The sequence below is a fragment of the Candidatus Limousia pullorum genome (assembly GCF_057405065.1).
The window spans coordinates 2,163,855-2,176,965 of record NZ_CM171614.1 but is presented as its reverse complement, the minus strand read 5'-3'; the positions used below and the strand labels follow the sequence as shown (position 1 = coordinate 2,176,965).

At 41.2% G+C, this 13,111-nt stretch carries 11 protein-coding genes; all 11 read left to right on the top strand.

Annotation, left to right across the window (positions count from 1 at the left end; genetic code table 11):
* Positions 1 to 47: 47 nt before the first annotated feature.
* The 11 genes from leuS (at position 48) to mutL (ending at position 13,107) form a co-directional block, all read left to right on the top strand.
* Positions 48 to 2,465, top strand: a complete 2,418-nt coding sequence (gene leuS / locus CGICJO_RS10020; protein WP_486498759.1) for a leucine--tRNA ligase — start codon at positions 48 to 50, stop codon at positions 2,463 to 2,465.
* 125 nt (positions 2,466 to 2,590) lie between these two features.
* Complete coding sequence (gene rpsU, locus CGICJO_RS10015; RefSeq protein ID WP_022506407.1) at positions 2,591 to 2,767, top strand: 30S ribosomal protein S21; 177 nt, start codon at positions 2,591 to 2,593, stop codon at positions 2,765 to 2,767.
* An 86-nt stretch (positions 2,768 to 2,853) separates the two neighbouring features.
* Positions 2,854 to 3,288, top strand: a complete 435-nt coding sequence (aroQ, locus tag CGICJO_RS10010; protein ID WP_486498758.1) for a type II 3-dehydroquinate dehydratase — start codon at positions 2,854 to 2,856, stop codon at positions 3,286 to 3,288.
* A complete protein-coding gene (locus tag CGICJO_RS10005; protein WP_486498757.1) occupies positions 3,285 to 4,373 on the top strand; it encodes a M24 family metallopeptidase in 1,089 nt (362 codons plus the stop codon). Before aroQ ends, CGICJO_RS10005 begins: the two co-directional genes overlap by 4 nt.
* Before the next feature lie 126 nt (positions 4,374 to 4,499).
* Complete coding sequence (efp, locus tag CGICJO_RS10000) at positions 4,500 to 5,057, top strand: elongation factor P (protein ID WP_087376567.1); 558 nt, start codon at positions 4,500 to 4,502, stop codon at positions 5,055 to 5,057.
* A 25-nt stretch (positions 5,058 to 5,082) separates the two neighbouring features.
* Entirely contained in the window at positions 5,083 to 5,550 is a 468-nt protein-coding gene (locus CGICJO_RS09995; protein ID WP_087376565.1) for a CD1247 N-terminal domain-containing protein, read from the top strand.
* Between the two features lie 65 nt (positions 5,551 to 5,615).
* Positions 5,616 to 6,251 (top strand): sporulation protein YunB, encoded by a 636-nt coding sequence (yunB, locus tag CGICJO_RS09990; protein WP_486498756.1) that lies wholly within the window; start codon positions 5,616 to 5,618, stop codon positions 6,249 to 6,251.
* 120 nt (positions 6,252 to 6,371) lie between these two features.
* Positions 6,372 to 7,778 (top strand): tRNA (N6-isopentenyl adenosine(37)-C2)-methylthiotransferase MiaB, encoded by a 1,407-nt coding sequence (miaB, locus tag CGICJO_RS09985; protein ID WP_486498755.1) that lies wholly within the window; start codon positions 6,372 to 6,374, stop codon positions 7,776 to 7,778.
* Between the two features lie 49 nt (positions 7,779 to 7,827).
* The gene (locus tag CGICJO_RS09980) at positions 7,828 to 8,235 is read left to right on the top strand and encodes a YlbF/YmcA family competence regulator (protein ID WP_087376559.1); all 408 of its coding nucleotides are present in this window, start codon (positions 7,828 to 7,830) and stop codon (positions 8,233 to 8,235) included.
* A 46-nt stretch (positions 8,236 to 8,281) separates the two neighbouring features.
* Positions 8,282 to 10,897 (top strand): DNA mismatch repair protein MutS, encoded by a 2,616-nt coding sequence (mutS, locus tag CGICJO_RS09975; RefSeq protein WP_486498754.1) that lies wholly within the window; start codon positions 8,282 to 8,284, stop codon positions 10,895 to 10,897.
* Positions 10,898 to 10,917: 20 nt separating this feature from the next.
* Positions 10,918 to 13,107 carry a DNA mismatch repair endonuclease MutL gene (gene mutL / locus CGICJO_RS09970; RefSeq protein ID WP_486498753.1) on the top strand — a complete coding sequence of 730 codons (2,190 nt, stop codon included), beginning with the start codon at positions 10,918 to 10,920 and terminating at the stop codon, positions 13,105 to 13,107.
* Positions 13,108 to 13,111: the final 4 nt, after the last annotated feature.

Below are 13,111 nucleotides of genomic sequence, written 5' to 3'. Positions count from 1 at the left end.
GAATAGCATGCCGCATCTGCGGCTAAATAAACAAGGAGGTTTCTGTTTTGAAGTACGACCATAAACAGATTGAACCCAAATGGCAAAAGGTTTGGGAGGACAGAGGGGTTTTCCACGCTGAGGAAAATTCACAGAAAGAAAAATTTTATGCATTGATAGAGTTCCCTTATCCTTCAGGTCAGGGTCTGCATGTTGGACATCCACGTCCTTATACAGCTCTTGATACTGTTGCGAGAAAAAGAAGACTCCAGGGATACAACGTACTGTATCCGATAGGCTGGGACGCTTTCGGACTTCCTACAGAGAACTATGCAATTAAAAACCACATTCATCCTGAAATTGTTACAAAGCAGAATGTGGCAAGATTTAAAAGCCAGATTCAGTCTTTGGGTATTTCCTTTGACTGGAGCAGAGAGATTAACACAACTGATCCTGAATATTACAAGTGGACTCAGTGGATTTTCCTCCAGCTTTTCAAGCACGGACTTGCCTATAAAAAAGAAATGGCTGTTAACTGGTGTACATCCTGCAAATGCGTTCTCGCAAATGAAGAGGTTGTCAACGGCACATGCGAGCGCTGCGGCAGTGAGGTTGTAAGAAAAGTTAAATCTCAGTGGATGCTGAAAATCACAGAATATGCAGACAGACTCATAGAGGATTTGGATTTGGTTGACTATCCTGAGAGAGTTAAGGCTCAGCAGAAAAACTGGATTGGCAAGAGCACAGGCGCAGAGGTTGACTTTACCACAACAACCGGAGACAAGCTCACAATATACACAACAAGACCTGACACCCTTTACGGTGCTACATATATGGTTATTTCTCCTGAACACCCGATGATTGAAAAGTGGGCAGGAATTTTGGAAAACATGGACGAGGTAAGGGAATATCAGGCTCAGGCTGCAAGAAAGTCTGACTTTGAGCGTACAGAGGTTGCCAAGGACAAGACAGGTGTTCGTCTTATGGGCGTTGAGGCAATTAACCCTGTAAACGATAAAAAGATACCTATCTTTATTTCCGACTATGTTCTTGTTTCCTACGGTACAGGCGCAATTATGGCTGTTCCTGCACACGATACACGTGACTGGGAATTTGCAAAGAAATTCGATTTGCCGATAATCGAGGTTGTTAAGGGCGGAGATGTTGAGAAAGAAGCATTTACCGACTGCGCAACAGGCATTATGGTTAATTCCGGTATTTTGGACGGACTTTCAGTTGAGGATGCAAAGAAAAAAATCGTTGAATTCCTTACTGAAAAGGGTATCGGACACGAGAAGGTAAACTTCAAGCTTCGTGACTGGGTATTCTCACGTCAGAGATACTGGGGCGAGCCTATTCCGATTGTTTACTGTGAGAAGTGCGGCTATGTTCCTCTTGATGAGAGCGAGCTTCCACTTAAGCTTCCTGAGGTTGAGTCCTACGAGCCTACAGACAACGGAGAATCACCTCTTGCAAATATCACAGACTGGGTAGAAACCACATGTCCTCACTGCGGAGGAAAAGCACACAGAGAAACAGATACGATGCCTCAGTGGGCAGGTTCTTCATGGTACTTCCTCAGATATATGGATCCTCACAACGACAAGGCTTTGGCAAGCAAGGAAGCTATTGAATACTGGTCACCTGTTGACTGGTACAACGGCGGTATGGAGCATACAACACTGCACTTGCTTTACAGCCGTTTCTGGCACAAGTTCCTTTACGATATCGGCGTGGTTACAACAAAAGAGCCATACGCTAAGAGAACAAGCCACGGAATGATTTTGGGTGAAGACGGCGGAAAGATGAGTAAGTCCAGAGGCAATGTTGTAAACCCGGATGAGGTTGTTGACGAGTACGGTGCAGATACAATGCGTCTTTATGAAATGTTCATAGGCGACTTTGAAAAGGCTGCTCCTTGGAAAACATCAAGTATCAGAGGCTGCCGCAGATTTATTGAGCGTTACTGGAATCTCCAGAACATACTCGTAGACGGCGATGAAATAAGACCTGAGCTTGAGGGTCCGTTCAACAGAACAATTAAAAAAGTCGGAGACGACATTGAAAATCTTAAGTTTAATACAGCTATTGCGGCGTTGATGGCACTTATCAACGACATCACCGCAGTGGGTTCTATAAATAAAAAGGAACTTTCCATATTCAGCATTCTGCTCAATCCTTTTGCTCCTCATGTTACAGAGGAAATGAACCAGCAGTGTGCTTTGGGCGACGATATAATTGCCGCTCAGAAGTGGCCTGAGTATGACGAAAGCAAATGTGTTGAGGCCACAGTTGAAATTGCAGTTCAGGTTAACGGCAAGATTAAGGCAAAAATCAATATTCCTGCCGACTGTGACAATGAAACTGCACTTAATGCGGCAAAGGCTGACGCCAATGTTGCAAAACTTATTGACGGTATGAACATAGTCAAGGAAATTTATGTAAAAGGAAAGCTTGTCAACATAGTTGTTAAGCCGATGAAATGATTTTTTGATAAAATTCAACTAAATTTTCATTATCCTATTGACAAGTATGTCAGTTATGTTATATAATACTCCTTGCAATTATGTGCATATAACCCCTGCCTTATGGCGGATGGGAGGGAAGATAGATGGCAGAAGTTAGACTTAAGGATAACGAATCTCTTGAGAGCGCACTCAGAAGATTTAAGAAGCAGTGTGCAAGAGCCGGCGTTATTGCTGAGGTACGCAAAAGAGAAGCTTATGAAAAGCCTTCCGTAAAGCGTAAGAAGAAATCCGAAGCAGCTCGCAAACGCAAATATAAATAATTAAAAGCAAAAAGCGGACAGGGGCTTCTTGTCCGCTTTTTTACTGTTTCGGAAGAATTAAATGTGAGTTCTAAGGAATGATAATAATGAAAAAAGTACTTGTAATTTTAGGTCCAAATCTGAATATGGTTGGAGTGAGAGAAAAAGGCGTTTACGGAACAGAAACCGCCGAAAGCATAAATCAGCAGATTTTGGAAAAAGCAAAGTCTTTAGACTTTGAATGTGATATTTTCCAGTCTAATCACGAGGGTGATTTGATTGACAAAATACATTATACTTTGGGAGTTTACGAAGGCGTTGTTATAAATGCAGGCGCTTTGACCCATTACAGTTATGCTTTGAGGGACGCTATAGCTTCTGTTAATATTCCTTTTGTAGAGGTTCATATGTCAAATATCCACAAAAGGGAAGAGTTTCGTCATCACTCTGTAATAGCTCCTGTTTGTGTGGGACAGATTGCAGGATTCGGAAAGCTTGTATATTTTCTGGGACTTGAGGCATTAAAGGAATTGATGGTATGAGTATTTACAGCGAAAGAATAAGGAAAATGAGATATTACATCTTTGCTCCAAATGAAGCTATGCTTTTTACCAAGGATGAAAATATCTACTACTTTACCGGAATGCGCCACAGCGAGGGCTCTTTGCTTATCACTGAGAAAAAAGCCTATCTTTTTGTGGATTTCAGATATGCTGAAGCCGCAGAAAAAACAGTTTCTTCCGCTCAGGTTATAAATTCTGTTGAGCGTGAAAAGGACATATGCAAGGCCTGTGTTGAAAACGGAGTAACTTTATTAAGCCTTGAGGCTAGAGAAACAAATGTACTTCAATACAACAGATTTACAGAGCTTTTCACAAAACGTCATTCCATAAAGCTCGAATGTGACGGCGGTTTTGATATGGCGATTGCCAACAACCGCATGATCAAAACTCCCGATGAAATTGAAAAAATGCAGACCGCTCAGAATATTACGGAAAAAGCTCTTACAGAGGTTTTAAACGATTTAAAGCCCGGAGTAACTGAAAGAAGTATAGCGGTAAGGCTTGAGTATCTTATGAAGCTTTACGGAGCAGAGGACGTTTCTTTTGACCTTATTACAATCACCGGTGAAAATACATCTTTGCCTCACGGCGTACCGGGAGACAGAGTTGTAAAAGACGGCGACTTCTTTACCTTTGATATCGGTGCGGTCTATGAGGGTTACCACAGTGACATGACGAGAACTTTCGGTATCGGTCACATAAATGAAAAGCAAAGGCAGGTTTACGATATCGTATTGAAAGCTCAGAAAGCCGCTTTGGACACTATTAAGGATTCGGTTTTTGCCAATCAGGTGGACGCAGCTGCAAGAGATATAATAAAGGATGCCGGTTACGGAGATTATTTCGGACATGCAGTTGGCCACGGAGTGGGACTTGAAATTCATGAAGCTCCCACAGTTTCTCCGAGAAGCACAAAGCTTTTAAGTCCGGGAATGGTGATAACCGATGAGCCGGGAATTTATATTCCGGGAGAATTCGGCGTAAGAATCGAAGATATGGTTCTTGTAGAACACGGAGGATACAAAAATTTTGCTTCTTTTACCAAGGACTTGATTGTAATCTGATTTTTATTGCAAAAAGTCATTGATTTTTATGTCGCTTTTATGTATAATATAATTGTTGAGTACCGACAAATTTTTTTGTTTGGCGCAAAAAGATGCGGCGGAGGAATAAATAGGAGGAATTAACTTATGATATCTGCAGGAGATTTCAGAAACGGCGTTACATTTGAAATGGATGGACAGGTTGTTTCTATTATCGAATTTCAGCATGTTAAGCCAGGTAAGGGTGCTGCTTTCGTAAGAACAAAAATCAGAAATGTAATCACAGGCGCTGTTGTTGAAAAAACTTTCAACCCAAATGATAAATATCCAACAGCTTATATCGAGAGAAGAGATATGGAGTACAGCTACGAAGACGGCGACCTCTACTATTTCATGGATACAGAGACATGGGAGCAGATCCCGATAAATAAATCCATTCTCGGCGACAACTTTAAGTTTGTAAAAGAGAACATGGTTTGCAAGATCCTTTCTTACAAGGGCAATGTTTTCGGCGTAGAGCCACCAAACTTTGTTGAGCTTATGGTAACAAAGACAGACCCTGGATTTAAGGGCGACACAGCTACAAATGCAACAAAGCCTGCAACTCTTGAGACAGGCGCTGAAATCAAGGTTCCTCTCTTCATCGATGAGGGCGAAATGATTCAGATCGATACAAGAACAGGCGAGTACATGGGCCGTGCATAATGCACAGATTTAAGGAGATTTTACTATGAACTTGAACGAAAAAATTGCTTACATCAGAGGTTTGGCAGAAGGACTTAATCTTGACCAGTCAAAGGACGAGGTAAAGGTTCTCAATGCTATTATTGAGCTTTTGGACGATATGTCTTTCACAGTAACTCAGATGGAAGACCTCTATGATGAACTTTCAGAGCAGATTGATGCTGTTGACGAAGATCTCTCATACCTTGAGGATGATTTCTATGAGGATTATGATGAGGACGAGTGCGACGACGATTGTGACTGCGGCTGCTGCGGCGGTGACGACGAGGAAGAGGATGTTTACTATGATGTAACATGCCCAACCTGCGGCGAGACAATCAGCGTTTCTGAGGATGTTCTTCTCTGCGGCGAGATCAACTGCCCTAAGTGTGGCGAAACTCTCGAGTTTGATTTCTCAGAGCTTGAGGACGAGGAGTGCGACTGCGACGAGTGCGCTAAAGGCGAGGAAGAGTAATTTAATTTCCGGTCACAAGTAACAAAATAAACACCTTCCGTGTATAATAGCGGGAGGTGTTTTTTATGCTTTATAAAAAAACTAAAAGGAAGAAAAGGAAAATTTTTAAAAAATATCTGATTTTCTTTTTTGTACTTTGTGTGGCGCTGGCGGCAGTGTTTGAATATCAGGTAAAGCCGATACAGGATAACTTTATAAGAACCAAGGGGAAAGTTGTTGTTCAGAAATGTATCTCAGACGCAGTTACAAAAACCCTTGAGGAGTCTCCGAATGAAGATTTTGTAAATATTTCCACAAACGGTGACGGAACGGTAACCGCCGTAAATACCGACGCTGATTCTGTGAACAAATTTAAAAGCGATTTGGAAAGTGAAATTTCAGCATCTCTTGAAAAAATACATACGGAAAACATAAGTATACCAATAGGAGCTTTTTCAGGGCTTACACTTCTTACAGAGGTTGGTCCAGATATAGCATTCACTTATTTTTTAACAGGCAGCTTTGAGGCTCAAATTACAGACAGCTTTGAAAGCGCAGGAATAAATCAGACACTCCATCAGGTGGAGCTTACTGTTACCGGAACGGTGATACTTGCGGCGTACGGATATGAAGAGGAAATAGAGGTAACAACCAATTATATAATATCTCAGACGGTTATCGGAGGAGAGGTTCCCCAGTACAGCAGATATTATGATATATAAAAATTGACGGTTATCTGAATATTTTGTTTTTAAGCAATCTCATAACCTTATTTACTTGAAAAAAAGCGTATTTTGTGGTAGAATAACATGATACTACAAGAGAATGGGGGATTTTGTCCGTTGCTTAACGACAATTTAAACAATTCACCGGAAATTCAAAACGATTATATAAAACTCATAGCCGAGATTATGGAGATAAGAAAAAGGGGAGAAGTGCCTCTTGCTTATATCAGAACCTACGGTTGTCAGCAGAATGTTGCAGACAGCGAGAAGATAAAGGGAATGCTCTCCATGTGCGGTTATGAGTTTACAGATAACCCGAACGACGCCGACTTTATTCTTTTTAACACCTGCGCCGTAAGAGAACATGCCGAGGACAGAGTTTTCGGCAATGTGGGAGCTTTAAAGTCACTTAAAAGAAAGCATCCGTCAGTTCTTATCGCTTTGTGCGGCTGCATGATGGAGCAGGAGCATGTTGCAAACAAGATTTATAAGAGCTTTCCTTTTGTTGGTCTTGTATTCGGAACACACTGTATGCATATTTTTCCGCAGCTTCTGTATAAGTCACTTGTTGATGGAAAGAGAGTCTTTGAAAGAGATAACGACGACCTTTTGGTGCATGAGGGAATACCTGTAAGACGTGACGGAAGCTTTAAAGGCTGGCTTCCTATCATGTATGGCTGTGATAACTTCTGCACATACTGCATAGTGCCTTATGTGCGTGGAAGAGAGAGAAGCCGTGAAAGCTCGGTAATTCTTCAGGAAGCCAAAAACATGATTGACGCAGGCTATAAGGATATAACATTGCTGGGTCAAAACGTAAATTCCTACGGAAAAGGTCTTGAAGAGAAAATCACCTTTGCAGAGCTTTTGAAAAAGATTGACGATATCGAGGGCGATTATCTTTTAAGATTTATGACCTCACATCCAAAGGACTGCACAAAGGAACTTATCGACACAATGGCGAATGGTAAGCACATAAGCAAGCATCTGCATCTGCCTTTCCAGTCAGGAAGCGACAGAATTTTAAAGCTTATGAACAGACGCTATAATGTGGAAAAATACTTGAGTATTATAGATTATGCAAAAAGCAAAATACCGGATGTTTCACTTACCAGCGATATAATTGTAGGATTCCCGGGTGAAACCTATGAGGATTTCAAACAGACCTTGGAGCTTATCAGAAAGGTAGAGTTTACATCATTGTTTACCTTTATCTACTCTCCGAGAGTTGGAACACCGGCGGCAAAAATGGATGACCCGATACCTTATGAGGAAAAATCAAAGTGGTTTTCCGAGCTTTTGGCGGTTCAGGAAGAAATCGCCGCAAAGAGATGCGCCGCTATGGTGGGAACAACTCAGAGAATTCTAATTGAGGGAGAAACCGGAAAGGACGGTATGCTTGCAGGAAGAACCTCAGGCAACATCGTTGTAGAGCTTCCGGGAGATAAAAACACTATCGGAACATTCCAAAATGCAGAAATCACAGAAGCCCGAAACTGGATACTCAGAGGAAAGCTTCTTTGATAATAAAATAGAAAAATACATTGATAATATAAAACGGAGGAAAATTAAAATGGATATTATTGAAATGACAAGAGATTTGGGAAGAGCACTCCAGCAGGAGGAAAGCTTCAAAAAGCTTATGGACGCTCAGAAAAAGGCAGACGCAGATATCGACCTTCAGAGACTTATAGGCGAGTTTAACCTCAAGAGAATGGCTATCAACAACGAGGCTTCCAAAGAGGACAGAAGCGACGAGAAGCTCAAGGAGCTCAACGCTGAAATGCGTCACGTTTACGCAGACATTATGAAAAATGAAAACATGACAGCCTATAACGAGGCAAAAAATGAGTTCGACGCTATTATGCAGAGAGTTACTGCTATCATTACTCAGTGTGCTGAGGGTGCAGACCCTGAAACTGCCGACTACTCACAGTCAAGCTGCTCAGGCAGCTGCTCAACATGCGGCGGATGCGGCTGATAAAAACTTATTTTATCTCCCTAAAATAAGGAAAGGAAGTATGTAAATGGCTGATTTATCGCCAATGATGCAGCAGTACTGCGAAATAAAAGAAAAAAATAAAGACAGCATTTTATTCTTCCGCTTGGGAGATTTTTATGAAATGTTTTTTGACGATGCAAAAATAGCTTCCCGTGAGCTTAATCTCACTTTGACAGGAAAAGACTGCGGTTTGCCAGAACGTGCGCCTATGTGCGGAATACCTTTTCACAGCTATGAGGGATATCTTGCAAAGCTTGTGGCAAAGGGCTACAAGGTTGCCATATGCGAGCAAACCGAGGACCCTGCAAAGGCAAAAGGTCTTGTAAAAAGAGAGATTATAAGAATTGTAACTCCCGGCACAGTGCTTGAAAGCAGTATGCTGGACGAGGGAAAAAACAATTATATAGCTTCTCTTTACGGCCTTGGCAATGATACGGGAATGTGTTTTTGCGATATTTCAACAGGCGAGCTTTTGGTGACTGTGGTAAGCGATAGCACAGCAACAGGTGAGCTTGTTAAAAATCAGCTTACGGCATTTTCTCCCAGAGAAATTCTTATCGGCGGAGATGTAATAAACATCAAAAAGCTGGATACATTTATCTCTGAAAAGCTTTCCGCTTCTGTGGAAATGTTTGAAGATGAAAAATACGATGAGAATAAGTGCCGTAATGAGCTTGAAAACCAATTCCCAACGGATGAGTTTCAGAAGATTTCACAAATGCCTTTGGTTATAAAAGCCTTGGGCGGACTTTTGGAATACCTTTCAGTAACTCAGATGGTGGGACTTGAAAGAATAAATAAAATCAAGATTTTTACTGACAGTCAGTATTTGAGGCTTGATTACAACACCTGCCGAAATCTTGAGCTTACACAAACCATGAGAGGCAATGAGAAAAAGGGTTCTCTTCTCTGGGTGCTGGATAAGACAAAAACCCCTATGGGCAAGCGGCTTATCAGAAGCTGGATTGAAAAGCCTCTTATGAATATCTGTGAGATAATCAACAGACAAAGCGCAGTTGAAGAGCTTGCAGGGGACACGGAAAAGAGAATGGAGCTTGCACATCTTTTATCGGGAATTTCCGATATGGAAAGACTGCTTACTAAAATAGTGTATGGTTCTGCAAACGGACGTGACCTGCGTTCTCTTGCTTCCACTTTGGAGGTTCTTCCATCTGTTAAAAGCTATCTTCAGGACAGTGAATCCAGCAAGCTTTCCGAGATTTATTCCGGGCTTGATGTTTTGGAGGATATCTTTACACTTATAGATAATTCCATTGCAGTAGACCCGCCTTTCTCTGTGAGAGAGGGAAATATAATCAAAGAGGGATTTAATAAAGAACTGGATGTTCTGCGTGGAGATATGACCAATTCTTCACAGCTTTTGGCTGATATCGAAACAAGGGAAAAAGAAAAGACAGGAATACCAAAGCTTAAAATAGGCTATAACAAAGTATTCGGATATTATATTGAAATTTTAAATTCCTCAAAGGATTTGGTTCCGGATAATTACATAAGAAAGCAGACCCTTACCAACTGTGAACGCTATATTACCGATGACCTTAAACTTCTGGAAAGCAGAATTTTAGGAGCAAAAGACCGTTCAGTCGCCCTTGAATATGAACTTTTGGACGGTATAAGAAAACAGGTGGCTGAAAACCTTGATAGAATTCAGAAAACAGCAACTACAATAGCGGTTCTGGATGTTTTGGTTTCCCTTGCAAATGTGGCTGTTGACAACAGATATGTGCGCCCTGAAATAAGCCTCGACGGCGTTATAAAGCTCAAGGACAGCCGTCATCCTGTTGTTGAAGCTATTTTAAAGAATGAACCCTTTGTTCCTAACGATGTAAATCTGGATAACGACAACTGCCGTGTGGCTATAATTACCGGCCCTAATATGGCAGGTAAATCCACATACATGCGCCAGACTGCCCTTATTGTTATAATGGCTCAGATGGGAAGCTTTGTCCCTGCATCATACGCTCATGTGGGAATAGTGGACAGCGTTTTCACACGTGTGGGCGCATCAGACGACTTGGCGGCAGGTCAGTCAACATTTATGGTTGAGATGAGCGAAGTGGCAAACATTGTGATGAACGCCACTTCAAAAAGCTTACTTATTTTGGATGAGATAGGCAGAGGAACTTCTACTTTTGACGGAATGAGCATTGCAAGAGCCGTTTTGGAATATGTGGTTGATAAAAAGAAATTGGGAGCGAAAGCCCTTTTTGCTACACACTACCATGAGCTTACAGTCCTTGAGGATTTGCTTGACGGTGTTAAAAACTATAACATTGCCGTAAAAAGACGAGGGGACGACATAACCTTCCTGAGAAGAATAATTCCCGGAGGAGCCGACGACAGCTACGGCGTAGCAGTTGCAAAGCTTGCAGGAGTTCCCGACTGGATTATAAAAAGAGCAAATAAAATACTCTCTGAGCTGGAAAGCGGCAAAAAGCCGGATGTTCCTGAACAGAAAAAAAGCTCGAAACAGCAGGCAAGTGAATTTGCCTCACCGTTTTTGCTGACTGAAAGCGCACCCTCTAAGGTGGAAGAGAGATTAAAAGAAATTGATGTAAATACTTTAACGCCTATTGAAGCGTTGAATGTGATATACGAGCTTAAACAGCTTATAGAATAATAAAAAAGGTGGTGACACGTTTGGGAAGAATAAATGTTTTAGATAAACATATGGCGGAGCTTATTGCCGCAGGCGAGGTTGTTGAAAGACCGGCTTCGGCAATAAAAGAAATGGTGGAAAACTCTATTGATGCCGGCTCAACCGCCATAACTGTTGAAATAAAAAACGGCGGCGTGTCATTTATGAGGGTTGCAGACAACGGCAGCGGAATTATGCGTGACGATGTAAAAAAAGCATTTCTGCGCCATGCAACCAGTAAAATAAAAGACCAAAGCGACCTTGATAAAATAGGCACTTTGGGATTTCGAGGAGAGGCTCTGGCGTCTATTTCAGCCGTTTCCGACCTTACCCTTATAACCAGATGTCCGGAAGACTTTGTGGGAACCTCCTACAGAGTTAGGGGCGGAGAGGAGGTCTTGTTCGAGGATGTTGGCTGTCCTGTTGGTACAACCTTTATTGTCCGTGAACTTTTCTTCAATGTTCCTGCAAGAATGAAATTTCTAAAAAAGGATATTTCAGAGGGCAATGCGGTTTCGGCGGTTATGGACAGGCTTGCCTTAGCTCATCCTGAGATTGCATTTACTTATATTAAGGACGGAAAGGTAGCTTTAAAAACTACAGGTGACGGAAAACTGCGTTCCGCCATATATTCGGTTTTCGGAAGAGAATTTGTAAACACTTTGATGCCGGTGGATTACACCCTTGATAATGTGCGTGTTTACGGATTTATTTCAAGACCGGTCAACGCCCGTCCCAACAGAAATATGCAGAATTTTTTCATCAACGGACGTTACGTCAAAACAAAAACCGGAGTTGTGGCTTTGGAAGAGGCCTGCAAGGGTTCTGTAATGGTGGGGAAATTTCCTGCCTGTGTTTTAAATATTCAGCTTGATTTCAGCATGGTGGATGTCAATGTCCATCCGGCAAAAATAGAGGTTCGCTTTGTAAATGAAAAGCCTGTTTTTGATGCGGTTTATCATGGTGTAAAATCTGCATTGCTGAAAGAGGATACAAATAAATCAGCTGTGATAAATTCTTTACAAAAAAGTTCATTTGAACCTCAGACTCCAAAGGTAAATCCTTTTGAGATGGCGCAGATGATATTTAAAAAGCGTGATTTGGAAGAAGCAGAAAAAAATGAACCTCCAAAGGCTGAAGAAAAAACAGACCCGATTTCTGAACTTGACAGTGTTTCTGAAAATATTAAGCCGTTAAGCCTTGAAGAAAAACCTTTTAAAGAAGCAGAAAAGCCATCAGAGAATAATAGCTCTGATATATTTAAAAACAAAACAGAAGAGGATATTTCCATTACTTTTGAGGAGAAAGAAGAAAAGAAAGAGGATAAGAAACCTCTTGCTGAAAATGATGGTGACTCAATTAAAAAAGTTACCCCGTCGGATGAATATATAAAGGCTTTAAAGGAAAAGATTATAACTAACTTTAATGACCACGGAAACTTTTCCTCAAATAAAAACCAGCGTGACTTAAATGATTCTGCAGGAGTAGATAAAAATGCTCATGTTTATGCAAAGCTAAATAAAGAGGTTTTCAAAGATAATGATATGACCTCAGAAGCGGTGCAAGAGCCTAAAGAAGAAAACTTTACAGGTGAAAATCTTTTGGAAAAGGATGAGCAAACAGTATTACCTCGTTTTATAGGAGAACTTTTCAATACATATATTATCCTTGAAAACGAGAAAAAAGAGATGCTGCTTATTGACAAACATGCGGCTCATGAGAGAATTCTTTATGAAAAACTTAAAAAAGAAAAGGGAAAAGGTTTTTCTCAAATGCTTTTGGATCCTGTAAGGGTTTTGCTTGACAAAATGGATTACGACAGCAGTATAGCTCATCTTGATGTGTTTAAGGAAGCGGGATTTGATGTAGAGGATTTCGGTTTCGGAACACTGATTGTGCGAAGCGCTCCCCAGTATCTTGACGAAAAGGATATACACGATTCCGTTATTGAAATGGCGGGATACATCGCAAAAAATAAAAAAGATATTACCACAGAGCATATGGATTGGATTTATCACAATGTGGCTTGCCGTGCCGCAGTAAAAGGCGGAAACCTTAATTCAAGTGCAGAACTTATGGAGATTGTAAAAATTCTCCACGAAAATCCACAGCTCAGATACTGCCCACATGGCAGACCTATTGTGGTTTCAATATCAAGAAGAGAGATAGAAAAACAATTTGGCAGGGTGTGATTAC